This window comes from Homoserinimonas flava (assembly GCF_054969005.1).
Map to the genome: position 1 here is coordinate 130570 of NZ_JBUEQS010000002.1, position 23740 is coordinate 154309.

General features: G+C 61.7%; 20 protein-coding genes. 11 read left to right on the forward strand and 9 right to left on the reverse strand.

Annotated elements, in window-relative coordinates; genetic code table 11:
- Positions 1-14: 14 nt before the first annotated feature.
- Positions 15-2105 carry a nuclease-related domain-containing DEAD/DEAH box helicase gene (locus ACY48M_RS06155; RefSeq protein ID WP_462819395.1) on the reverse strand — a complete coding sequence of 697 codons (2091 nt, stop codon included), beginning with the start codon at positions 2103-2105 and terminating at the stop codon, positions 15-17.
- A gap of 320 nt (positions 2106-2425) precedes the next feature.
- On the opposite strand from ACY48M_RS06155, the gene ACY48M_RS06160 reads away from it, so the two are divergent.
- The 7 genes from ACY48M_RS06160 (at position 2426) to ACY48M_RS06190 (ending at position 12535) form a co-directional block, all read left to right on the forward strand.
- Entirely contained in the window at positions 2426-4873 is a 2448-nt protein-coding gene (locus ACY48M_RS06160) for a type I restriction-modification system subunit M (protein ID WP_462819396.1), read from the forward strand.
- Entirely contained in the window at positions 4870-6096 is a 1227-nt protein-coding gene (locus ACY48M_RS06165) for a restriction endonuclease subunit S (RefSeq protein ID WP_462819397.1), read from the forward strand. The genes ACY48M_RS06160 and ACY48M_RS06165 overlap by 4 nt, the downstream gene beginning before the upstream one ends.
- Positions 6093-9188 carry a type I restriction endonuclease subunit R gene (locus ACY48M_RS06170; protein WP_462819398.1) on the forward strand — a complete coding sequence of 1032 codons (3096 nt, stop codon included), beginning with the start codon at positions 6093-6095 and terminating at the stop codon, positions 9186-9188. Before ACY48M_RS06165 ends, ACY48M_RS06170 begins: the two co-directional genes overlap by 4 nt.
- Entirely contained in the window at positions 9175-9900 is a 726-nt protein-coding gene (locus ACY48M_RS06175) for a M48 family metallopeptidase (RefSeq protein WP_462819399.1), read from the forward strand. Before ACY48M_RS06170 ends, ACY48M_RS06175 begins: the two co-directional genes overlap by 14 nt.
- A 106-nt stretch (positions 9901-10006) precedes the next feature.
- A complete protein-coding gene (locus tag ACY48M_RS06180; protein ID WP_462819400.1) occupies positions 10007-10690 on the forward strand; it encodes a hypothetical protein in 684 nt (227 codons plus the stop codon).
- Positions 10691-10894: 204 nt separating this feature from the next.
- Complete coding sequence (locus tag ACY48M_RS06185) at positions 10895-11818, forward strand: reverse transcriptase family protein (RefSeq protein ID WP_462819401.1); 924 nt, start codon at positions 10895-10897, stop codon at positions 11816-11818.
- A gap of 414 nt (positions 11819-12232) precedes the next feature.
- Positions 12233-12535, forward strand: a complete 303-nt coding sequence (locus ACY48M_RS06190) for a putative quinol monooxygenase (RefSeq protein ID WP_462819402.1) — start codon at positions 12233-12235, stop codon at positions 12533-12535.
- A 20-nt stretch (positions 12536-12555) separates the two neighbouring features.
- On the opposite strand, the gene ACY48M_RS06195 is transcribed toward ACY48M_RS06190, so the two are convergent.
- The 8 genes from ACY48M_RS06195 to ACY48M_RS06230 form a co-directional block, all read right to left on the reverse strand.
- Entirely contained in the window at positions 12556-12921 is a 366-nt protein-coding gene (locus ACY48M_RS06195) for a VOC family protein (RefSeq protein ID WP_462819403.1), read from the reverse strand.
- 108 nt (positions 12922-13029) lie between these two features.
- Positions 13030-13371: a nucleotidyltransferase family protein gene (locus ACY48M_RS06200; protein ID WP_462819404.1), complete on the reverse strand. Its 342-nt coding sequence runs from the start codon at positions 13369-13371 to the stop codon at positions 13030-13032.
- A gap of 521 nt (positions 13372-13892) precedes the next feature.
- Complete coding sequence (locus tag ACY48M_RS06205) at positions 13893-14297, reverse strand: nuclear transport factor 2 family protein (RefSeq protein ID WP_462819405.1); 405 nt, start codon at positions 14295-14297, stop codon at positions 13893-13895.
- Positions 14294-14722: a nuclear transport factor 2 family protein gene (locus ACY48M_RS06210; RefSeq protein WP_462819406.1), complete on the reverse strand. Its 429-nt coding sequence runs from the start codon at positions 14720-14722 to the stop codon at positions 14294-14296. The genes ACY48M_RS06205 and ACY48M_RS06210 overlap by 4 nt, the downstream gene beginning before the upstream one ends.
- Positions 14723-14749: 27 nt before the next feature.
- Positions 14750-15574, reverse strand: a complete 825-nt coding sequence (locus tag ACY48M_RS06215) for an ATP-binding cassette domain-containing protein (RefSeq protein ID WP_462819407.1) — start codon at positions 15572-15574, stop codon at positions 14750-14752.
- Positions 15571-17436 (reverse strand): dipeptide/oligopeptide/nickel ABC transporter permease/ATP-binding protein, encoded by a 1866-nt coding sequence (locus ACY48M_RS06220; RefSeq protein WP_462819408.1) that lies wholly within the window; start codon positions 17434-17436, stop codon positions 15571-15573. The genes ACY48M_RS06215 and ACY48M_RS06220 overlap by 4 nt, the downstream gene beginning before the upstream one ends.
- A complete protein-coding gene (locus ACY48M_RS06225) occupies positions 17433-18374 on the reverse strand; it encodes an ABC transporter permease (RefSeq protein ID WP_462819409.1) in 942 nt (313 codons plus the stop codon). Before ACY48M_RS06225 ends, ACY48M_RS06220 begins: the two co-directional genes overlap by 4 nt.
- 85 nt (positions 18375-18459) lie before the next feature.
- Positions 18460-19980 (reverse strand): ABC transporter substrate-binding protein, encoded by a 1521-nt coding sequence (locus ACY48M_RS06230; protein ID WP_462819410.1) that lies wholly within the window; start codon positions 19978-19980, stop codon positions 18460-18462.
- Between the two features lie 247 nt (positions 19981-20227).
- Between ACY48M_RS06230 and ACY48M_RS06235 the strand changes: the two genes are divergently transcribed.
- The 4 genes from ACY48M_RS06235 to ACY48M_RS06250 are packed head-to-tail and all read left to right on the forward strand — an operon-like array spanning position 20228 to position 23739.
- Complete coding sequence (locus ACY48M_RS06235; protein ID WP_462819411.1) at positions 20228-20764, forward strand: nuclear transport factor 2 family protein; 537 nt, start codon at positions 20228-20230, stop codon at positions 20762-20764.
- A gap of 33 nt (positions 20765-20797) precedes the next feature.
- On the forward strand, positions 20798-21628 hold the full coding sequence (locus ACY48M_RS06240; RefSeq protein WP_462819412.1) for a DUF8021 domain-containing protein: 831 nt from the start codon (positions 20798-20800) through the stop codon (positions 21626-21628).
- 9 nt (positions 21629-21637) lie between these two features.
- Complete coding sequence (locus tag ACY48M_RS06245) at positions 21638-22945, forward strand: acyl-CoA dehydrogenase family protein (protein WP_462819413.1); 1308 nt, start codon at positions 21638-21640, stop codon at positions 22943-22945.
- A complete protein-coding gene (locus ACY48M_RS06250) occupies positions 22945-23739 on the forward strand; it encodes an SDR family NAD(P)-dependent oxidoreductase (RefSeq protein WP_462819414.1) in 795 nt (264 codons plus the stop codon). Before ACY48M_RS06245 ends, ACY48M_RS06250 begins: the two co-directional genes overlap by 1 nt.
- Position 23740: the final 1 nt, after the last annotated feature.

The following is a 23740-nucleotide window of genomic DNA, read 5'->3' on the forward strand; positions in this document are numbered from 1 at the left end:
CCCGGCAGCGCCCCTCAGCAACTCCCGATCCACAGGCGGTCACGGGCGCGGGTGGCGGCGACGTACCGCTCACGGTAGGCCCGCAGCATCCGCTCATCGTTGGGGTCGGGGGTGTCGGGCAGCGGGGGTGTCCACGGCAGCAGCACCGCCTTGAACTCGAGGCCCTTCGCGCGTTTGATGGTGCCCACCTTGACGCGGTCCACCGGGTTGCCGTCGTAGTCGTGCAGGTTGATTGACTCCAGGCCAGCCGCGCCGAGCATCTTCATCACTCGACCGGCCTGGTAGTTCGTGTCGCACAGCACCGCGATGTCGCCCAGGGACGTGTCGTCGTTGGCGGCCGCCTGGCGCACCCGCCGCACGATGGCGGCGTCGTGTTCGGCAGGCGTGGGGAAGTGGTCGAAGACCGGCGGATGCCCGTGGCGGCGCAGGGCTTCGAGCGACGAGGTGTCGTCGGCTGTGGCATCCGCTGTTCCGGTGCTGTCGTCGATGTCGACGTAGCCGGTGGCGGCGATGGTCTTGTTGGCGAACTCGAGGATCTCGACCGTGTTGCGGTAGTTGACGTTGAGCACGACGCCGCGGCCGGCAAGCGAGATGCCCGCCTCGCTGAGCACGTAACCGCCCGGGTAGATGCTCTGCTGGCCGTCGCCGATGAGGGTGAACGCGTCGGTGCCGTCGCCGACGAGGTGGTGCAGCATCCGGATCATGGCGAGCGAAAGGTCTTGCGCCTCGTCCACGATGACGGCGCTGTAGCCCTCGAGGGGCTGGAGTTGCAGGGACTGTTCCGCGAGCAGCACCACATCGTTGAAGTCGTGGATGCCGGCCTTGCGCAGCCCGTCTTCGTAGGCGCGGTGCAGCGCCCAGACGGCGCGACGGTCATCCATGTTGAGGCGGATGCTGCGGCCGGGGCGGGCACATTCGGCGTAGGCCTCGAACGTACCGAGGCCGCGGCCCTTGAGCACCGAGTCGACCTCTTCGCGCCAGTAGTCGTCGTCGCGGGTGCCAGCGCGGGCGACGAGGCGGTCCTTGTGCTCGACGGGAAGGGTCTGCCAAGCAGCGTTCCATTGCTTCGTGGCGCCGCGGCCGTCCAGGGTGCAGCGGATGCCGCGGTCCTTGAGTAGATTCAGCGCCCACTTGTGCACGTTGACGAACTCGACCCGCTCGGCGACGCTCGGGTCGAGGCGTTTGAGCAGGTTCGACATGACGGCGGGGAGGGTGCTGACGAAAGTCGTGAACAGCACCTTGCCCTTGGGCTGCATGCGGGCGAGGTAGGCGGCGCGGTGCAGGCCGACGACGGTCTTGCCGGTGCCGGCGGAACCACGGATTCGCGCCGGCCCGTTGAATGTGCGCCGCACGAGTTTCGCCTGGCTGGGGTGGAGGAACGTCATCCACTGCTCGACTGGTGCCGCAAGTTCGGCGAGGGTGAGCGCTTCGAGTACCTCGGCCTCCGTGAGGAGGCCGGGGTTGTACGTCTCCTGGTTGAAGAGCTCCTCAGGGATCTCGTCGACGAGTTCTGTGATGGCTGGCTCGGCAATGATCGTCGGGATCGACTCGATCTGCGGGCCGACGTAGGCGGGGAAGTACTGCAGCGCGACCGTGAGCACCCGCTCGACCTCACCGATGCTGAGCCGAGTGCCGCGCTTCGCGAAGTGTCGGTGGATGTCGTCGGCGCCGACCACCTCGACGGGCCCGACTTCGCCGATGCTCTTGCTGCGTCCCTGCATGGCGAGCACTGATCGGACTTCACCGGGCGCGAGGCCCACATCGGCGAAGGCGGCTTCGGCGTCGTAGGCGACGTCGGCGAGGCGCAGGACCTCGTCCGTGACATCCGCCTGCCCGCGGAAGATGCTGCCGCCGGCGATAGAGAAGTCGTTCCAGTGTTTGGAGTCGACAATCCACACGCCCGACGGGCCGACGACGATGAGGTCGAGCTGGGCGCTGCGCGAACCGGGCCACTTGCGGTCGGCGAGCAGGTGATAGCCGTGGGCGAGAAGCGGCGCGAGCCGATGGGCGAGCTTGCGCTCGGCGATCGCAGCGGCGGCATAGCGGCCGGCCTCGGCTCTGGCGTTGGCCGCCTCGCGCTCAAAGCTGGCGCTGAGCGCGCTCAAGCGCTGTGCCTGCTGTGCTGCAGAACCCCCGGCCGCCATGTGATCCCCCGATCGACGTCTGAACCATATTGTTGCAGGTCGTGAGTCGGCACGAGTTCAAGGAGACGTCGAGACGGACCCGCCTCTGCCCGTCGCGTAGAGGGAAAGCGCCACCCGAAGAGGGAGAAGCGTCCGTCGCAGGCTGCCGATAGCCTGAGGGAGACCGTTGTGGAAAACCAACCGAACCACTTCCGGTGAAGGAGAACGTGCCCGACATGACCCACTCGACGTCCGATCAATCGCGCGTGATGTGCGCAACGACATGGACGGAGGGATAGCGAGTGGCTCTTAAGAAGTCAGACCTTTACAGCTCTCTCTGGAGCAGTGCTGACGAGCTTCGTGGCTCGATGGACGCCAGCCAGTACAAGGACTACGTCCTGACGCTGCTGTTCGTGAAGTACGTTTCGGACAAGGCAAAGGCTGACCGCTACTCCCTGATTCAGGTACCCGAGGATGGCTCCTTCGACTACCTCATCACCCTCAAAGGCAAGCCGGATGTCGGCGAGAAGGTCAACATTGCGATCCGCAAGCTGGCCGAAGCCAACAGTCTGCAGGGCGTCATTAACAACGCTGACTTCGACGACCCGACCAAGCTTGGCTCTGGCAAGGATCTTCAGGACCGAGTTTCGAACCTGATTGGCATCTTCCAGGACATCGACTTCACCGGCTCTCGGGCCGAGGGCGACGACCTGTTGGGGGACGCCTACGAGTACTTGATGCGTCACTTCGCGACGCAGTCCGGCAAGAGTAAGGGACAGTTCTACACGCCTGCAGAGGTCTCTCGGGTGATCGCCCAGTTGCTCCAGATCCCTGCTGGAACACCGAAATCTGCGACAGTCTACGATCCCACGTGCGGCTCGGGCTCGCTGCTTATCAAAGTGGCCGATGCCGCACCGAACGGCCTGACCATCTACGGCCAGGAGAACGACAACGCCACCTGGGCTCTGGCTCGTATGAACATGATCCTCCACGGCAACGAGACCCACGAGATTGTCCAGGGCAACACGCTTGCCGACCCGAAATTCCGCGAGGGTGACAAGCTCACGACCTTCGACTATCTGGTTGCTAATCCGCCGTTCTCAGTCAAGACGTGGAAGAACGGCTTTGAGAAGGAGTACGGCCGGTTCGACGGCTTCGCAACGCCGCCTGACAAGAACGGCGATTACGCCTTTTTGCTACACATGGTCAAGTCGCTCAAATCGACGGGACGCGGTGCCGTCATCTTGCCGCACGGTGTGCTCTTCCGCGGCAACGCCGAGTCGCAGATCCGCAAGGAACTTGTCAAGCGGGGCTATATTAAGGCCATTATCGGTCTGCCGGCGAACCTCTTCTATGGAACCGGAATCCCGGCCTGCATCCTTGTGCTCGATAAGAAGGACGCGGCAAACCGCACCGACATCCTCATGATCGATGCTTCCAAGGGTCTAGAGAAGGACGGCCCGAAGAACCGCTTGCGCCCGCGTGACATGCACAAGATCGTCGATGCTTACCTGCGTCAGGAGGACACTGAACGGTTCTCCCGCATGGTGCCGGTTAGCGAGATTGCCGACCCAAAGAACGACTGCAACCTCAACATCCCTCGATACATCGACTCGTCTGAGCCGGAAGACATTCAAGATCTCCGTGCCCATCTACAGGGCGGTATCCCGAACCGTGACCTCGACGACTTGCATCTGTACTGGGACGCTTTCCCTGGCCTTCGCGACCGACTATTCAAGCCACTACGAGAGGGCTATTCAGAGCTGACCATCGGCAAGGCCGAAATCGAGGCGACCGTACTCAGCTTCAACCAGTACCCGATCATCAGCTCAAGCGCGACCGAGCTAGTGAGAACATGGTGGCAGGGCAACCGTGCCGCTTTGGAGAGCATCGACGCTTCTACCCGCCCGACTGATATAGCAGACGATCTCGGGGAGTCGCTCCTTGAGCGATTCCGCTCACACCGTCTTCTCAATGAGTACGCCGTGTACGAGCAGCTGATGAGCTACTGGAACGCCTCGATGCACGACGACGTTACGCTGATCGTCGGCGAAGGCTGGGACATTGCTGTCAAGCCTCGACCTGCCCGCACCTGGAAAGACAAGAACAACAAGACCAAGTACGAGGACGCTCATCTGATCTTCGGCACCGGGGCCAAAGCCAAACGATGGGTTATGGATCTGATCCCACCGAGCTACATAATCAGACGGTTCTTCGCGGATGAGCGGGCCAAGCTCGACCAAATGAAGGTGGACCTTGAAGCAGTGAGCCAGGCGATAGAGGAATACACCGAAGAGCACGCAATCGAAGAGGGCTTGCTGTGGGAAGCCGTCGAGGACGACAAGATAACCGCGACCACGGTCAAGAACCGGCTGAGTGCTGCCCAGGCCGAGGGTGCGGACGAGGACGAGATCCAAACTCTGAACTACGTCGCCAGCCTTTTCGCTGCAGAGAATGCTGCCAAGAAGGCGGTCAAGGAAGCCACCCTAAAACTCGAGGAGAAGGCTCTGGCTCAGTACAGCAAACTCCCCGCCGGGGACATCAAAAAGCTAGTTATCGATGACAAGTGGGGCGCCACTGTCGAGGCTGGCATCGAGGGTGAGCTCGTCGCGTCGGTGCAGCGCTTCACCGCACGCTTGCATGTGCTGGCAAAACGCTATGAGGCGACTGTGGGTCAGCTCGGCTACGAGGCTGATGTCTTGAGTGCCAAAGTCTCGGAGAATCTCACAGCCATGGGGGTGACTAAATGACGACTTGGAACGAAAGGAAGGTCGGCGATCTTGTCGACGGGTTTGCGGCTGGAGTGAGCGTCCGGTCCCGCGACGGAGATCTCACCCGCCCCGCTGTCCTAAAGACCTCAGCCGTTGCAGACGGCAAGGTCAACTTCCGGGAAGTAAAAGCGATCGTCACCGCGGACGTCGCCAGGGCGAAGTGCCCGCCAGTTCGTGACTCCATTATCATCAGCCGCATGAACACGCCAGCCTTGGTTGGGGCCGTCGGATACGTTGAGACTGATGAGCCCGGAGTGTATTTGCCAGACCGCCTATGGCTGGCACGCAACAAGCGGAGTGTTTCCACTGATATGCGGTGGCTTAGCTACATGCTCGGCTTTGGAGATGTTGCTGCCAGGGTGCGAGAACTTGCCACTGGCACGAGCAACAGCATGAAGAATATCCCGAAGACGAGGCTGCTTGATCTGCCTTTGCCGGTGCCACCAGCCGAAGAGCAGCGAGCAATTTCGGCCGCATTGAGATCTGTCGACGACTTGATCGCTTCTCTTGAACGTCTCATCGCCAAGAAGCGAGACGTCAAGTTCGGCATGATGCAGGAGCTGCTGACAGCCTCGAATCGGCTCCCTGGATTCGATACCAAGTGGACTACCAAACGAATCGGAGACTTCGCACAAGTCAAGGCCGGCGGCACCCCTTCCACGCTGGTAGCTCGCTATTGGGGTGGCCCGATTCGATGGATGAGTTCTGGCGAGATTCACAAAAAGCGGGTGGTTGAAGTTGACGGTCGGATCACTCACGACGGACTCCGATACTCCGCTGCTCAGCTCTTTCCGGTTGGAACTGTGCTCATGGCCCTTGCCGGACAAGGAAAGACCCGTGGCACCGTTGCGGTGTCGCTAGTCAAGCTATCGACGAACCAGTCGATCGCAGGCATCCTGCCTGACGGCGGGCATGATCCTGATTTCCTGTACTACAACCTCGATACCCGGTACGACGAGTTGAGAGGCGAGTCGACAGGTGATGGTGGCCGAGGTGGACTGAACCTGACGATTATCAAGAACCTCGAGGTTCTGATGCCACCGATCGAAGAGCAGAGGGCAATCTCTCGTGTGCTTGGTGATGCCGACAACGAAATTGCCGCCCTCGAAGTCCGTCTAGATTCTGCTCGTGCGATCAAGCAGGGCATGATGCAGGAGTTGCTGACCGGTCGCACTCGCCTGCTTGCGAATTTTGCAGCATGAGCACGGTAGGTCAGGTCGAACGCAAGACCCAGAATCGCGTCGTGGACCTGTTCCGTGAGCGGCTCGGTTACGAGTACGGCGGCAACCTCGAAGATCGCGACAATCGCAACATCGATGAGGGCCTCCTGATCGAGAACCTCCTGGCTCGCGGCTACGACGAGGCACTGATCAAGCGAGCACTGGGACAGTTGCTTGCCGCTGCATCGCTTGCGGGCGGGCAGAAACTCTACGATTCGAACCGCAAGTTCTACGAGCTGCTTCGTTACGGCGTCAAAGTGAAGCGTGACATTGGCGAGACGACCGAGACGGTGTGGCCGATCGACTGGTCAACACCGGAGGCCAACCACTTCGTGGTGGCTGAGGAAGTCGCGATCAAGGGCGAGCATCATAAACGGCCCGACATCGTACTTTACGTCAACGGCATTGCTTTGGGTGTCATCGAGTTGAAGCGTTCGTGGGTCAGCGTCAGTGAGGGCATCCGCCAGAACATTGGTAACCAGAAGCAGCACTTCGTGCGACCGTTCTTCACGACGGTGCAGTTGCTCTTCGCTGGCAACGACGTCGAGGGTCTGCGGCACGGCGTAATCGATACGCCGGAGAAGTACTGGCTCGAATGGAAGGAGCCGGGAGAGGAGCCGAACCCGCTCGATCGTTCCTTGCTTCAGATGTGTTCCAAGGATCGCTTCCTGGAACTCATACATGACTTCATCGTTTTCGATTCCGGAGTAAAGAAGACGGCCCGGCACAACCAGTTCTTCGGCGTCAAGGCGGCCCAGGAGCGGGTTCGTTCACGGGAGGGCGGCATCATCTGGCACACCCAGGGATCGGGTAAGAGCCTGACGATGGTGTGGCTGGCGAAGTGGATTCGCGAGCACCAGACCGATGCTCGCGTCCTGATCATCACTGACCGCACCGAACTGGACGAGCAGATCGAGAAGGTCTTTGGCGGTGTCAACGAGTCTATCTACCGCACGACCTCCGGCACTGACCTGATCGGCAAGCTCGACCAGAGCCAGCCGTGGCTGATCAGCTCCCTCATTCACAAGTTCCGCACGACAGAGCAGACCGACGACTTGGACGAGACCAACAGCGACGAGTTCATCGCCGAACTCAACTCCCGCATCCCGGCAGGCTTCAAGGCCAAGGGCAACATGTTTGTCTTCGTCGATGAGGCTCACCGCACCCAGAGCGGCAAGCTGCATAAGGCGATGACGGCTCTTCTGCCGAATGCGATGTTCATCGGCTTCACCGGTACACCGCTATTGAAGGCCGACAAGATGACTAGCATCGAGACCTTCGGCTCGTTCATCCACACCTATAAGTTCGACGAGGCCGTCCGCGACGGCGTGGTGCTTGATCTGCGGTACACTGCCCGCAACATCGAGCAGGAATTGATCGGCCCCGACCACGTCGACAAGTGGTTCGACATCAAGACCAAGGGTCTGACAGACCTCAGCAAGGCGCGCCTCAAGAAGAAGTGGGGCACGATGCAGAAAGTCGTGTCGGCGCGTTCCCGTGCCGCCATGATCGTGCAGGACATCCTGATGGACTTCGAGCGTGAGCCTCGTCTGATTTCTGGCCGAGGCAACGCGATGCTGGTCAGTGACAGCGTCTATCAGGCGTGCAAGTCCTACGAGATGTTTGTACAGGCCGGCTTCAAGGACAAGGTCGCCATCGTGTCGAGCTATGTCCCGAACGCGTCCGCTATCTCGAAAGAGGACGCAGGCGACGGCGACAACGAGGAGTTGCTCAAGTACGACATCTATCGCCAAATGCTGGCCGTTTACTTCAACGAGTCGGCAGACCAAGCCGTGTCGCGGATCGCGGAGTTCGAGAAGGACGTCAAGCGTCGCTTCATCGAAGAACCCGGCCAGATGCGGCTGCTGATCGTGGTCGACAAGCTCCTTACCGGCTTCGACGCCCCAAGTGCGACCTACCTCTACATCGACAAGTCGATGCGGGATCACGGACTGTTCCAAGCCATCTGCCGAGTCAACCGCCTCGACGGTGACGACAAGACCTACGGCTACGTAATCGACTACCGCGACCTGTTCAAGTCGCTCGACAAGGCGATCTCCGACTACACCTCTGGTGCTCTAGACGGCTACGCCAAGGAAGACATCGAGGGTCTGCTCAAGGATCGAACCGACCAGGACCGTCAGGATCTCGACGACGCACTCGAGCGAGTTCGAGCACTGTGTGAGCCGGTGGCCCCGCCGAATGGCACGTTGGAGTACCAGCACTACTTCGTCTCGTCCGAGCCGGGGGATGCCGAGCAGATCAAGGTCAACGAGCCCAAGCGTGTCGAGCTGTACAAGTCGGTCGCTTCGCTGGTGCGTGCCTACGGCACCCTTGCCAACGACATGGAATCGGCCGGCTACAGCACAGCTGAGGCTGCGGCAATCAAGAACGAGGTAACCCACTACGTCGCCGTCCGCAACGAGGTTGAGCGTGGTGCCGGCGAGAACATCGACATGAAGCAGTTCGAGGCAGGCATGCGTTCCCTGCTTGACACCTACATTCTGGCCGAGCCATCCGAAACGGTTGCCACGCTAGACCAGGGTCTAGTCCAGCTGATTGTTGAGCGTGGGGCCGGTGCTCTCGACAGCTTGCCGGATGGCATCCGTAAAAACCGGGATGCTGTGGCTGAGACGATCATCAACAACGTTCGCAAGACCATCGTCGACGAGCGGGCACTGAACCCGAAGTACTACGACCGTATGTCTGCCCTCCTAGACGCCATTATTGAGCGACGTCGCAAGGACGCTGAGGAGTACGCCGACTACCTGAACGACTTGCTTACCTTGACCGCTCAGGTCGGCAAGAAAGAATCTGACGTCACCTATCCGGACTGGGCTTCGACCCCGGCCCGTCGGGCATTGGTTGATTTCAGCTGGCCGAGCGACATCATCATCGATATTGAGTACCTGAGCAAGGTCATCCAGAACGACAAGGAGCACGGCTGGGTCGGCAACCCGATCAAGGAGCGTGCTCTTGCCAGAACGCTTCGCCGCGAACTGCCGGACGGCTTCGAACCGGAGATGCTGGATGCACTCGTCACGTTGCTAAAGGGGCATGATGAGTACCGCTAACGCCTACCTCACCGTCGCTGGTCTTGGGATCGATGTCGTCTTCAAAGACATTAAGAACCTGCACATCTCGGTCTACCCGCCAATTGGACGAGTTCGCGTGGCCGCTCCAGATACCACCGATGAGGAAACCATCCGCCTTGCCATCGTGCAGCGGCTGCCGTGGATCAAACGGCAGCGAGAGCAGCTCCTTCAAGCGGATCGCCAACCTGAGCGCGAAATGAAGTCCGGCGAAACCCACTATGTCTGGGGTCAGCGATACCGGCTGGATGTGTCACGTACTTCCGGCAACTTTCATGTAGAGGCCAAGGGGCGAACGCTGTGGGTGATCACTCCGCCCGACTCAGATAGTAACGCCAAGCGGGCGGCCCTCGATCGTTGGTATCGGCGCGAACTGAAAGCAGCCCTGCCTGATCTGTTGAGCAAGTGGCAGGCGATCATCGGAGTCCAGGCCGACAAGATCGTCGTGCGTCGCATGAAAACGAAGTGGGGCACTTGCATGCCGCGCTCCCGCACGATCTGGATCAACCCTGAGCTGGCGAAGAAGAACCCTCGGAGTCTCGAGTACATCATCGTCCACGAACTCATGCACCTACACGAACGCGGTCACAACCAACGCTTCGTTGAGCTGATGGATCAGTTCCTTCCTGATTGGAGGGCCCGGCGCGACGAATTGAACGGTGCTCCTTTGGCCGACGAGCAGTGGGGCTCATAGATGGTTTACACATGGTGGTAAGCAACAACCGACTGCGTCCGTCCGGAGCCGCAGTGACAAACGTGGGCGTAGCGACGCGTGGAGAACTCTGTCTGGTGGTCGGAAGATGAGCAAAGTGACTGTCTTCTTAGACGAGTCGATCCGGCCGGCGGGAACGCCATACATACTGGTGGCTGCGGTGGTAAGTATGGGCGTGAAGAGCGCAGAGAAATCAGTCGTTGAGCTGTACCGGTCCCTGATCGGACGCCCCGGGCTGTGGGAGCTTCCGGAGAAGCACTCGCGGTTTGTCCGGGAAGGGTTCCATTTCACGAAAGACTCGGATGACATACGTAAGGAGTTGCTAGACCTCTACGGCAGCCTGAATGTTAGGGCACATGTCGGATTTTCGGCGAAGCCCTGGGGTGACAAGGTCAGCGACACAGATCTGCTTCTGAATCTGTATTCTGTCCTTCTCAAGGGACTTATCGCGCGATATAGAGCCGATCACCTTCGGCTCGTTTTCGAGCAGAACAACTCGCTCAATCCATGGTTTCGTGCCGTCGCCGAGAAGGCGCGCCAAGCTGTCATGGACGAGTCGGGCCAAGCGCCGCGTGTAGACGTCCTCATCGGGGACAAGACGGCTCCCCTCCTGTCGCTGGCGGACTATGTAATGGGATCGACCGCCGGCATCCTCGCTGCAGACAGCCCCGACTTTCGAAAGCGTCGGTTTGCTGAGCTCTCCCGCAGTGTCGCCCACGTGTTCGACTTTGACAATTTGCGCCATTCAAGGCGAGGAACGCTAGTCTTGTGACGCTGGGGGCTTCGCTATCCGGGGTCTGGTTAGGATCCGATGAGTTCTAGAACTTCGTTAATCACCATAGAGAAGCCCCCAGCTCCCGCGTATCAGCTAGTGTCTTCCGTTCGGTCGTTGGCGCCCTTCTTGGGGTTAAGGCCGAAGGAGCTGAGGAAGCAGGTCGCCCGCATTCGTGCGGGGCATGACTACGTTGATTTCCCAGTGCGTCGCAAGGGCAAACTACGCCTGATTGAGAGCCCGGTTCCTGAACTAGCGAGCGTGCAACGCCGGATCGCCGACTTCCTTGCGTACGCTTCCCGTGAGCTTCCCCGGGAGGTGAATGGTTACGTCCCAGGCCGGTCGATTGTCTCGAATGCTGATCCGCATGTCGGAGCGACTGTTGTTCTACGTATCGATCTTGAAGACTATTTCGGTTCGATTACCGAAAGCATGGTAATCGCTAGTCTTAAGGACATCGGCATTGGCAGTAGGGCTGCGATCGCCATTTCAGGACTTGTCACGCGGAACGGCAAGCTGCCCATGGGGCCTCCCTCAAGTCCCACGATCTCGAACTTCGTTGCCGCCTCCCTCGATGCTCGTTGCCTCAAGCTGGCTAGAGAGTCTGGATTGGTATATACGCGCTACGCCGATGATCTTGTTTTTTCTGGTCGGGCGATCGACAAGACCTTCCTTGATCGCGTCGAGCAATGCGTTGCCTCCAGCGGTTTTCGGGTGAATCGTAGCAAGACGGCTCTACGCAGATACGGCCAACCCCTATTTGTAACCGGACTGAGCGTTTCTGGTGTCGATCGACCACGTCTTCGACGCTCTTTCAAAGCCGATCTGCGGACGGACATGTACTTCGCTTCGAAGAACGGACTAGAGCATCAGGCCGACTTCCGCGAGCAGCCCGTGGAGTACTTCGCGCGGAGGATGCGAGGGCGTATTCTATTCGCACGCTCAGTGGACCCAGGCTTTGCGAAGTCCTTGCATGTCGAGTTCGAAAAGGTGTGGAACCTGGTGATGCCGCCGGCCCGTAGACGAAAGCGCGCTGCCGGGCCAATTCTGTCATTTGCGAGAGAGATTACGGCGGGGAAAGGGCAGACCCCGCCCAGATATGTGCCTAAGCACCCTCTGCGGCAGTAGCCGCACGGGTCTGCTGAACGGATAGGTGACACAACTTGACCTGCCCTACTCGTTCAGCAGACCCGAGCCTAGAGTCGTTCGCGTCTTGTCCTCTATCATTTCGGCAACAGGAGGAGAGCACATGAGCGGCACCGGTACGCGAACATGCAGCAATTGCGGCGAGCAGGGGCACGACATTCGCACCTGCACGGTCCGCGTGAACGCGGGACAATGCAGCAACTGCGGCTACCGAGGGCACGACCGCCGAAATTGCCCTAACTGACGCTTTAGCCCTCGACTAGGGCGCCGATGCCAGAAAGAGCCCGTCGCGCTCATGCCCTAGGCAAGCAGATCGTCGACCAGTAGAACAGTGGGATGCCGCGGCATCCTCACATCAGCGTCGCCAGCGTCGGACCCTGCCGCTACCGTGACCTCATGACATTCGCGAACGTGGGAACCCTCGGTACCAAGCCTGGCAGGCGTGACAAGGTCGTCGCGATCCTCACGCGCCGCAGCCCCGAACTCAGCGACGCCGGCTGCCTGCTCTACGAAGTCGGAGTAAACGATGACGAACCCGACACGGTCTTCGTCGCCGAGCTCTGGACCTCTGCCGAAGCGCACCGTGCGTCACTACAGCTCGACAGCGTGCGCGCCGCCATTGCCGAAGCGATGCCGCTGCTGTCAGGCGAGATGGGCGGCAGCCAGTTTTCCGTGGTCGGATCGCCGCTGCGAGACTGAGAGCTGCGAGGCTGAGCCGCTCAGCGCTCCGCCCACACCGCCAACTCATTCCCGCTCGGGTCGGCGAAGTGCAGCCGGCGCCCGCCCGGGAACTCGTACGGCCCCTCCACGACACGACCCCCGGCGGCGGTGATCGCCTGCTCCGTGGCATCCAGATCGTCGGAGAACAGGATCACGAGCGGCCCACCAGCCGGGCGCGGATCAGACGCGAGCGCAAGCCCGCCCGCCTCGCCCTCGCCGTCGGCGGCCACGATGCCCGAATACTCGGGCCCGTAGTCGTTGAACGACCACCCGAGCGCCTTCGAGTAGAAGGCCTTCGCGGCATCCAGATCGGTGACGGTCAGCTCGACATAGTTGATCGAATGGTGCAGTGGCTTCGGCGACATGCGCACACGGTAGCAGCGGCATCTGAGACCCGCGCACCGCCCATGCCTCTGTGGCTGCTACTCCTGCGCCTTCGCTTCAGCAAAGCACTCTCCACAAGATTGGATAGCTCACAGCGGGACCGCTTCAGCGAGGATTGCTGCGTCCCGACCTGCGTCGAGTGAGCCCCTCGAGACAACCTGCACTTTGCGCCCGGTGAGCTGCTCCATATCGATCTCGAACTGTGCGAGGTCGAAGAGGCTTGCATCATCCGCCGGTGTCACCAGGAGGTCAATGTCGCTGTCTGCGCTCTCGGACTGTCGGCCCACCGAGCCGAACACCGCGACATCCGCAATTCTGTTCAGCGCTGCGATGCGGCGGATGAGGTCCGCACGCCCCCGAAGGTCGTCGAGTACGGTGCTTGGCGGGTTCGGCTGCGCACTCGTCAATGCGCGGAAGCGATCGAACGGCACAAGGACAGCCGCGCCCTCCGCCCCTCGCTTGGGGCCTAGCGAAGCAGGCCCTCCCCGCTGCCATACGGGTCTGCTGCACGGGTAGGTGAAGATGTCACCTATCCGTGCAGCAGACCCCCCACATCGAGGCTCGCGGTTTCAAGACGTGGAGTGCGGTGACGAAGAAGGTGCGGCTGGCGCCGCCTCATCGACTCGACCGGAGGAAGCGCAGCGACTCGCCGCGCTCATCGCCGAGCGCCGGACGGCGGGCCTCACCCCGGCACGCGAGAGTGTTCTGCTCACAGACCTGGCGCGATTGACGCACTCCTTCTACAAGGACGAAGTCGACGGCGAAGAGCGATACGACATCTCGTGGTGCCGGTTCACGCCGCAGAGAGGTCGGTCGCGATGCTGCTCCGGCTAACGCAACTCCAGCAAGACGTTCCCGGCACAGTCGTTTCGGAGTGGATCCGGAAGCTGCGCACTGCGGCTTCCACCGTCAGCGCTCAGATCGGCTGAGCGCTGACGGTGCCACCCGAGGGTTACCAGGCGTCGTTGATCTGCTCTGCATCCCAATGCTCGACGATCAAGCCGTCCTTGAGCCGCCACATGTCAAAGACGTGGGAGACGTAGGTGGTGTCGGCCTTGTTCGGGTGAGGTCGCCTTACCGGGAACGTCACCATGACCAGGTCTCCTTCGCCGAGCCAGATCGGCTCACCGGCCCGTTCGGGCAGTGTGACATCGCCCGCCACGGTTCGCTGGGAAAGCTCGATCAGCGCGTCGCGGCCAGAAGCGACGTTGGGATTGTGCTGGACGTAGTCGGGTGAAATGTACTGCAGCGCCTCGTCGATCGTGCTGGCGTCGAGCATCAGCGCAAACGTCTTCTGAACGATCGACTTGTTGATTTCGACCTGGTTCGCTGAGTTGTCGGTCTCTTCGGTGGTCATTTCTCTCCTTCGGCTTTGAGGGTGGCGGCGGATTTGGTGACGGCATCCCAGTGCTCGGCCAACCGACCGTCTTCGACACGCCACATGTCGAACCAGTAGGCGCGATACGTCTCTCCAGGGTTTTCCGGGTCCGGAAGATCGCGGGAAATCATCATGACGACCTTGTCGCCCTCCGCGACGAACACGGGCGGTTCCGGTGCCGTATGCATGTTCCGCCTCGCGGCACGCGCCTTCTCGCTCTGGGTGAACGCGATGATGCCGTCGGCGCCGGACTCGATCTCCGGGTTGTGCTGGACGTACTCCTCCGTAAGGTATTCGCGTGCCTGCTCGGCGGTATCCGGGTTGATGAGCAGTTTCATCACGCGCTGTGCCACCGCCTTATTGGCGTCGAGCGAATTCTCCATGAGTCTCTCTTCCTTCTTCATTGGTTGGCTCTGGCCCGCACGTTGTGCTCAGCCGTCGACGAGTTGGCGACGGGCGGCTCGACGCTCTGCCTGCTTGTCCGGGTCCGCGACCGGGGCAGCAAGTAGCAGCCCCTGCGTGTAGGGATGGTTCGGCTGAGACGTCACCTGGTCGCCATCCCCGGTCTCCACGAGTTCGCCCCGGTACATCACGGCGACTCTGTGGCTGATGTGGCGGACCACGGCGATGTCGTGCGAGATGAACAGGTAGGCGACCCCTGTTCTTTCCTGAATCTCAACGAGCAGATCGAGGACCCTTGCCTGTGTGGTGAGATCGAGCGCCGAGACCGGTTCGTCGCACACGATGACGTTGGGGTCGAGCGCGAGCGCACGCGCGATGGCGACGCGCTGACGCTGTCCTCCCGAGAACTCACGAGGAACGCGGCGTGCTGCGTCGGGCGACAGCCCCACACGCTCGAGCAGGTGTGCGATGCGCGCTTTCGCCTCCGTCTTGCTGACGCCTTGAGCCGTCAGAGGCTCGATGAGGATCTGCTCGACTGTGAAAGACGGGTTGAGGGATGAGTACGGATCCTGGAACACGACTTGGATCTCCCTCGCGAGTTTGCGGCGCTCACGTCTGTGAAGATGTGCGATCTCTTGGCCCTTGTAGGTGATGCTGCCCTTCGTTGCCGGAGCAAGGCCGAGAATCGCTCGGCCGAGGGTCGACTTGCCCGATCCGGACTCGCCGACGAGACCCACCGTCTCGCCCGCCCGAAGGTCGAGAGAGACGCCCTTGAGCGCTTCGAAGGGCTTTGCGCGGAGCCCCTTTCCGGGGTAGTGGACCACCAGGTCGGTGACCTGAAGCAACGTGTTCACTCTCGACCTCCTTGGTCTGCGGATGTCAGTGCCTTACGCGGGGGAAGGTCCTCGAGATTGGCGCTGAGGAGCGACTGCGTATACGGGTGTTCCGGATGCCGGAGAATCGCGCGCACCGGGCCAGTCTCCATCACCTGGCCATGTCGCATCACCGTCGCGCGATCGCAGATGTCGGCGACAGCCCCGACGTTGTGTGAGACGAAGAGCATTGTCATGCCGCGTTCGCGCTGGAGTCCTCGCAAGAGGTCGAGCACTTCAGCCTGAATCGTGACGTCGAGCGCCGTCGTCGGCTCGTCGGCGATGATGAGGTCCGGATCCAAGGACACGGCGCCGGCGATGAGCACGCGTTGCGCCATGCCGCCGGAGATCTCGAACGGGTAGGCGGCCATTGTGCGCGCAGGGTCGGGGATACCGACGCGCTCCAGCAGGGCGAGCGACCTCTCCGTCGCTTCTCGCTTGGACAATCCCATCAGACGTAGCGGCTCGATGAGCTGGCTTCCGATGCGAAACGACGGGTCGAGGTTGGACATCGGCTCCTGGGGAATGTAGCCGATACGCACACCGCGAAGGCGTTCCAGCGACCTCTTGTCCGCGTCCGCAAACTCCATTCCGTCGAACTCGATGGATCCGCGCAGTACTCGGCCCCCGGACGGCAGCAGTCCCAGAACCGCAAGCGCAGTCTGTGTCTTCCCCGAGCCGGACTCACCCAGCAACCCGTGGATCTCGCCCCGGCGAACCGTGAGGTTGACACCGTGGACCACCTCGACCTCGTGGCCACCTGGCTTGTCGTATCCCACGAACAAGTCCCGCAAGGTAAGGAGGGCGTCGTGGCTCGATCCGCTGGTGTGCTCGTCATCGGGATGCGTGACGTGCTCCGAGGGAAGCAGGTCGGGGAGCAGGTCCCCGTCACCGCCTTGCATCGAGATCGACGTGGTGACAGTCAGGACCGAACCCGTGCGCGAGGTCACGGCGCGGTTCCTCACCCTGCGGACGGGAACGACGCGTTCCAATTCGTCGCGCATCACGTTGGCCAACAGTGTGAGCGATACGCACGTCAAACCGATGGCGAGTGCCGGCCAGAGCATCAGGACCGGCTGGACATATATCTGTCGAAAGCCGTCGCTGAGCATCGAGCCCCACGTGGGCGATGAGCCGCCGGCAACGCCCAAGAACTCCAGCCCCGCCTGCACGCCGATGGCGATTCCTGCGACCATCGACGCCTGGATGATCACGGGCGCCCGCACGGCCGAGAGAACGTGCCGGCCGATGATGCGGATGTCGCTCAGACCTGAGACGCGGGCTGCGTCGATATAGAGCTCCGCGCGAACCGCCACGGCCATCGTGTAGACCAGCAGATAGAACGCCGGCCAGAAGAGGATGCCGAAGACCCCCATCGAAAGCCAAATCGACGAGCCGAGGGCCGAGATGACGGCGAGCAGCACGACCATTCCGGGAAGGGCCATGACCAGGTTGGTCGCCCAGCCGAAGACAGTGCCGACTCGGCCCTGGTAGTACCCCGCGATGAGGCCCAACGTCACGCCGAGCAGCAGCGAGACGACGAGCGCGAGGAGTGCGGCGCCGATGCTCGTCTGTGCGCCGGCGAGCAGACGTGACAGGACATCCCTCCCCGCGATGTCCGTGCCCAGCCAGTGCTCAGCGCTCGGAGGCGCAGAGATCGAATAGGGATCCGTCCTGCTCGGGTCTTGCGGTGCGACCATCGGTCCGAAGATCGCGGTCAACGCGACGAGGACGAGGAAGATCGATGACGCCAAGCCGAGAGGGCGGCGGAGGACGAGCTTCACGAGCGATCGGCGGGGTTCCACCTGGAACGCGGGAATGGGGGGAGGCGCAGTTGTTGTCATGACAGTCGGATTTTCGGGTTCAGGATTGATTGCGCGATCTCGCTGGCGAGGTTGACCACGATGACGATGACGACGAAGACCATGACGACACCCATCACAACGGGTATGTCGTTTTCGATGGTCGCCGTGACAGCGAGCTGTCCGACTCCGGGAAGAGCAAAGATCTGCTCGACGAACACAGTGCCTCCAAGGAGACCGACGAACTGGAGCGAAAGCACAGCGAGAGCGGGCCCACCAGCGTTCCTGAGCACATGCCGGTAGACGACGCGACGCGTCGGCACGCCCCGAGCCCGGAGGGTTCTTACGTAGTCACGGCGAAGACCGTCCAGGACGGATCCCCGGACCTGTTGCGCCACCGCGACCATGGCCGATATCGACAGCGCGATGATTGGCAAGGTGATGGACGATAGCCAGCCGACGAACGACGTGGAGAAGTCCGTGTAACCGGTCGCCCTGAACCACCCCAGATTGACCGCGAACACGAGCACCAAGAAGAGGGCGACAAGGAAACCGGGGATGGCGAACCCTAGCAGAGTGACGATCTGGACACCGCCGTCGACCCAGCCGCCGCGCCGCGCGGCCCACACTCCGAGAAGCACCGCGACGACGGCGGACACGATCGTGGTGCCGATGACCAGGCTGAGAGTCACAGGAAGGCGTGTAGCGATGCTGGCGGTGATCAACTGGCTGTTGGCCCAACTCCGTCCGAAGTCGCCCCCGAGCGCAGATGTGACCCACGCCCAGTATTGTTCGACGACGGGCCGGTCCAACCCGAGCTGCTCCATCTTGAGCGCGACAGCTTCCTCCGACGCACCCGGACCGATGAGGTTTCGAGCAATGTCATCACCGTTGTTGTGCAGGAGAAAGAACGCCAGTGCCGAGATCGCTACGAGCAACACGAGTCCGCTGAGAACTCGTTTCGCGAGGAATGTAAACATGATTTCTTTCTCGGTTCGATGCCGCCAGACGCGGCACTGCGGCCCAGCCAACCACGCAAAGGTGGGTGGCTGGGGCGCTTCGACATCAGCCGCGCGGGCTGATGTCGAATAGTGACGGGAAGGTGTTGTAGGACGACATGGTCACCGAGGTGCTCGGGTCGGAGGCCACGAAGGCTGTCTCGCGATAGAGCGGTGCGAACCACGCCTCTTCGACGAGGTACTCGTTCAACTGCTGCGCCGACGCTCCGGCGTCGTCGCCGCCTGCGCGAACCTCGCTGATCAGACTTTCGGTTTCGGTGGTCGTCGAACCGAAAGGGTTGAACGGAGCGTCAGGCGAGATGAAGGTCTCAATGAGCGCCATGTCGTTGGTGCTCGCTGCAGGCGACAGGATGAAGGCCGGGAAGTTCCTGCTGTAGAGATCCGCGATCACGGTGTTGAAGTCCCATGTCACATCGATCCCGACATCTGCCAGGTACTGTCCGACCAGGTCGAATTGCGTCTGTGCGAACGCCGAGGCGGGAAGCGTGACGGCGAAGCCATCCGGGTAGCCGGCTTCGGCCAGCAGCTCAATGGCCTTTTCGGGGTTGTAGGTGTAGTAGTTGTCGAGATCCTCGACATACCCCTCCGCCGCCGGCAGGAACAGCTGACTCGTCACCTCGCCGTATCCGCCGCCGATCGCGGACAGCATTGCGTCGCGGTCGATCGCGTAGTTCAACGCTTGGCGCACGAGCGCATCCCCGAACGGCTCGCTGACGGTTCCATCACGGTCCAGAAGCATCATCAGGAGAATGCTGACCTCGGTGGTGTTCAGAGTCCACCCGGCGCCCTCGATCTCCGCATTGGTTGTCGTGTCGATGTATCGGACGACGCTCGCTTCGTTGGACTTGATCATGTTCAACATGGTTGTCGGATTCGTTATCGCCGTGATCGTCACGCCGCTGTAGTCGACCGCCTCGGCGTTCCAGTAGTCCTCGTTGGCGGTGTACGCGTACGTCGTGCCGATGACGGTGTTTTCGGCGTCGAGAGTGTAGGGGCCGGAGCCGATCGGTTCCGTGCCGGCGTTCTCATCGCTCCACATCGCCGGCGCCCCGACCCACCCGGAGTCGCCCGCAAGGTAGAGCAAGAATGCCGGGTTCGGGGCTTCCAGTGTGATGACGAGAGTGGTCTCGTCGACCGCCTCATACGAGGTTCCCGCCAGGTGCCCGGCGTTCGGCGATGTACCGTCGCGGAACTGCTCCAGACTCTGTTTCACCGCGTCGGCGTTGAGCTCCTCGCCGTTGCTGAAGACGACGTCGTCACGCAGCGTGAGCGTGAGTTCGGTGGCGTCATCGTTGTATGCCCATTCAGTTGCCAGCCACGGCTCGATTGTGCCGTCGGCACTCTGGCTGAGCACGCTGTCATAGATGGTTTGGAAGTACGGCCGCAGCTCGCCCCATCCGTCGTCTGCGGCAGGGTTCAGGCTTGACGGCGGTATGAACGTCACAATCTTGAGTTCGCCCGCGGTGGCGGCCTCGTCGGTCTGCTCTTGTCCTGATGTGGCACATCCGGACAGGAACAATGCAACGGCAACTGCTGCAGCTGCGGTCGCGGTTATTCTTCGGAACATCGTTGGCCCTTCATTTCAACACGGTGAGACTTCACTGAATCGCCGTGAGAGCGGATGCTGGAGACTCGGGTGAGTCCAGTCCAGTTCAGTTCACTCTATGGGCAAGGATCACGAAACACAACAGTGTTCTGCCGAGTCTCAGATGGATTCCCGTCAGCAATGGACAGATCGAATCCTCTGAGGTACAGTTCAGTACAGTGCACTTCGACCAGAGTGCCACTTCCCAATGCAGCGAGGAGCTCAGACGATGACAGAGCCGGTATATTTTGAGTCCATTTCGGTCGAAGACCGTCTGAAGATCCAGGAGTTGTTCGCGCGGTATGCGTGGGCGCTGGACACGGGCGATATCGAAGGCTTCCTCGGTTGCTTCACCGAGGACGGCTGGCTCTCCTCGGTCGGCGGCGAGCGTCGTGTCGGACACGAGGCGATTACCAACGAGGTCTACCACCTGTGGTACGGACGCAAGAACGCGTTCTTCGGGCGCCTCCACCTGCTGAGCCACCTCGTGCTTACGCCCGAGGGTGACGACGTACGAGCGAAGGCGTTCTTTCACATCCCCCAGTTCGCGGTCGACTACATGGCGACGTTCGTATTCGGCATCGGCTACTGGGACAACCTCCTCACCAAGATCGACGGGCGCTGGTACTTCAAGGAGGTCCACCCCGTGCCGTTCGTCTCCCCGGATCACATTCCGTGGGTGGGAGAGAAGCCTCAGGGTGATGTCGACGTCCTGCCTATGGACCACACCTTCGAGAAGCACACCTTCACCGGCACCAACAACTGACGTCGACGACTAGCGAGAGGGGATGTGCGGGCGGTGACTGTTGTGAACGGCATCCACGAGACCTCGTCTCGGCTCGCCGAGATGGGTGAAACGTTTCTGCGTGGTCTCGGCGAGCCATCTCGCCCGGTGAACGGGACTTTCCGGTTCACCGAGAACGGCGTGGACACAGTGGACAACGACGGTCGGCTCGCCCGCGCACACGGCTATGTGGGGTTGCAGACGTACGTCGATGCATCTCAAGGACATGTGGTCCTTATCGGGCTTGCCGTGTTCGCGGACGGTCAGGATGCCTTCGCGCTGCGATTGCGCTTCGAGGGGGACTGCGTAAGCGAAGCCGAGGCGATCGTCAGCTCCGGACGTACCGGATTCTTCAACGCCGTCGATCAGCTCGTCAAGCCGGACATCCTCTACCGGGCGCCGGTGCCGACCGAGCGCCGAAGCGGCTCCCAGGAGCTGGTGCGCATTGCGGACAGCTATTGGAAGGCGCTGGAGCAGGGTGACGGAAGTATGGTCCCCGTAGGGTACCGATGCGATTCGTTCCACAACGGCAAGAAGGTCACCAACAACCTGGAACTGCTGTTGTCGCCTGACAAAGCCGTGCACTCCGTCGAGTCGATGATCGCGGGCGCCCGTCCAGCTCGCCCGACGGTCGCCGACCGGCGCTATCCGATCATCGACGAGGAACTCGGCCTCGTCGTGAGCATGGTCGTGGCTGATTTCCATCCAATTCCGAATGGCCGTCCCGACAGCGGTTCGTTCTATATGGCGGTCGTTTTCAAGATCGTCGACCACGAGATCCGGATCTTCGATGAGATCCGGGAGATCCTCCCACTCGGAACCACGAGTGGCTGGCAAGGCGCTTAAGGAGCTCCGATGACCACCTCTTCTATTCACGAGTCGCCGCTGTCGACGACAGCCGGCCGCCGCATCAGGGACGATGTCCTCGCGCTCGTTCCCCAAATCCGGAGGGACGCGCGTGAGGGAGAGAAGCTCGGATGCCTGCCCCCAACGACCCTGACCGCGCTGGCAGGGCTTGGCGCCTTCCGGCTGTCCCTTCCCGAGAAGTTCGGCGGCTACTCTCTCGGTGCCCGCGATCTCGCCGAGATCATCCTCGCCATCGCTCGCGCCGACGGCTCGGCTGCGTGGCATGCGATGATCGCCAGCGGCTTCACTCGGATCGTCCTGACCTTCCCGGACGACGCGGTCGAGGAGATTTACTCGAGCACGCAGGACTGGGATGGCCCGGTGGTCGCAAGCGCGTCGCTGTTCTCCGACCGCATCCAGCACGCGACGAAGGTGGACGGCGGCTATGTCGTCAAAGCCGGCGGCAAGTGGGGGTTCGGCAGCGGCAGCAAGCATGCGGCCTTCATGGTCGTGGGTGTCGGGGTCGAGCAGCCGGACGGCGAGTTCGACCGGATCGCCGTCCTTCTGGAAAGAGGCCAGTACGAGATCGTCGACGACTGGCACGTCATGGGTCTCTCCGGCTCGTCCAGCAACAGCGTCACGGTGCCTGAGGAGATCTTCATCCCTGACGAACGTGTCCTGCCGCTCGCCGAGCTCACCGATCGGCTCGACGCCATTCGCAGCAAATACGACGGCCTCGGCCTCTCGATGGATGCCCGTGGGCTGATGATCATCGTCTCCCTCGAGACGATGGGCATCGCCGTCGGGATGGCCGAGGGCGCCTTCGATTGCTTCCTGGAGCAGACCAGGAACAAGAAGCCGTTCAACCTCGACTACCCCTCACTGCAGGAGACGCCGGCGACACAGATCGTCGCCGGGAAGGTGCGTTCCACGATCAATGCTGCCCGTGCGCTGCTGCTCGCGGGAGCCGACATCATCGACCGGAAGGCCCTCGCCGGAGAGTCCTTCAGTGCGGCTGAAGAAACCGCGTTGCAGATGGACTTCGTCTACGCCGGCAACCTCGCGGCAGAGGCGATCGAGCAGATCCAGTTCGCGATCGGCTCTGCGACCGTTTCGCTCAACAACCCGATCCAACGCTATGCACGCGACGTGCGGGTAGCGCTCACCCACGGATCGAACCGTCTAGACCCCTCGGCGGAACTCGCCGGACGGGAGATCTTCGGTACTTCGCCGTCGGCGGCGGGAATGGCAGGAGTGCCCGGCGTGGGCAAGGCGAAGGAGCGTGGGTTTGCCCCACAGGAAGCAGGGAAGCACTGATGGATCTGGAACTCACGGGAAAACGCGCACTCGTCACGGGTAGCAGTTCCGGAATCGGTCGCGGTATCGCGCTCCGGCTGGCGGGCGAGGGCGCAACGGTCATCGTTCACGGCCGCAATGTCACCCGCACCAGACAAGTTGCGGACGAGATCGAGGCGGCGGGAGGGAAGGCCGAGGTCGCGACGGGAGATCTGACCTCGATCGACGAGACCGACGCTCTGCTCGACGGCGTTCTCGCGGCGGGCGGCGCAGACATACTCGTGAACAATGCGGGAGGGCGCGCGGGCGGGTTCACCCCGGAACCCGTCTGGGAGACGAGCGCCGATCAGTGGCTCGCGACCTATCGACTCAATGTGCTCAGCGCGGTATCGACAACTCAGCGACTCGTCCCCGGCATGATCGAGCGTGGCTGGGGCCGCGTCATCCACGTCGCGAGCGCCGTCGCCTTGCACCAGCCGCCGGCCTTTGCCGACTACCAGGCGGCCAAGGCGGCCGAGATCAACTACGCACGGAGTCTCGCTCGCGGACTCGGCGGCTCGGGCGTGACCGCGAACGCCATCAGCGTCGGAATCATCGCCACGCCCGACTCCGAAGCCGAACTGCTCAAAGCAGCGGCCGTGCTCGGCGCGGAAGATTGGCGCAGCGTGGAGAAAGAAGTGGCGACCAAGGTCTTCGGACAGCAGGTGCCGCGAGTCGGTCGCCCTGACGACATCGCGTGGGCTGTGGCTTACCTCACGAGCCCCCGCGCCGACTTCATCACGGGAACGAACCTCGTTATCGACGCCGGCATTTGAT

What these genes read in the sequence shown, in the direction of transcription:
- ACY48M_RS06165 (WP_462819397.1), top strand. Translation starts at nt 4,870, where the DNA reads ATGACGACTTGGAACGAAAGGAAGGTCGGCGATCTTGTCGACGGGTTT.
- ACY48M_RS06170 (WP_462819398.1), top strand. Translation starts at nt 6,093, where the DNA reads ATGAGCACGGTAGGTCAGGTCGAACGCAAGACCCAGAATCGCGTCGTG.
- ACY48M_RS06175 (WP_462819399.1), top strand. Translation starts at nt 9,175, where the DNA reads ATGAGTACCGCTAACGCCTACCTCACCGTCGCTGGTCTTGGGATCGAT.
- ACY48M_RS06180 (WP_462819400.1), top strand. Translation starts at nt 10,007, where the DNA reads ATGAGCAAAGTGACTGTCTTCTTAGACGAGTCGATCCGGCCGGCGGGA.
- ACY48M_RS06190 (WP_462819402.1), top strand. Translation starts at nt 12,233, where the DNA reads ATGACATTCGCGAACGTGGGAACCCTCGGTACCAAGCCTGGCAGGCGT.
- ACY48M_RS06195 (WP_462819403.1), bottom strand. Translation starts at nt 12,921, where the DNA reads ATGTCGCCGAAGCCACTGCACCATTCGATCAACTATGTCGAGCTGACC.
- ACY48M_RS06205 (WP_462819405.1), bottom strand. Translation starts at nt 14,297, where the DNA reads ATGACCACCGAAGAGACCGACAACTCAGCGAACCAGGTCGAAATCAAC.
- ACY48M_RS06210 (WP_462819406.1), bottom strand. Translation starts at nt 14,722, where the DNA reads ATGAAGAAGGAAGAGAGACTCATGGAGAATTCGCTCGACGCCAATAAG.
- ACY48M_RS06220 (WP_462819408.1), bottom strand. Translation starts at nt 17,436, where the DNA reads ATGACAACAACTGCGCCTCCCCCCATTCCCGCGTTCCAGGTGGAACCC.
- ACY48M_RS06225 (WP_462819409.1), bottom strand. Translation starts at nt 18,374, where the DNA reads ATGTTTACATTCCTCGCGAAACGAGTTCTCAGCGGACTCGTGTTGCTC.
- ACY48M_RS06230 (WP_462819410.1), bottom strand. Translation starts at nt 19,980, where the DNA reads ATGTTCCGAAGAATAACCGCGACCGCAGCTGCAGCAGTTGCCGTTGCA.
- ACY48M_RS06235 (WP_462819411.1), top strand. Translation starts at nt 20,228, where the DNA reads ATGACAGAGCCGGTATATTTTGAGTCCATTTCGGTCGAAGACCGTCTG.
- ACY48M_RS06245 (WP_462819413.1), top strand. Translation starts at nt 21,638, where the DNA reads ATGACCACCTCTTCTATTCACGAGTCGCCGCTGTCGACGACAGCCGGC.
- ACY48M_RS06250 (WP_462819414.1), top strand. Translation starts at nt 22,945, where the DNA reads ATGGATCTGGAACTCACGGGAAAACGCGCACTCGTCACGGGTAGCAGT.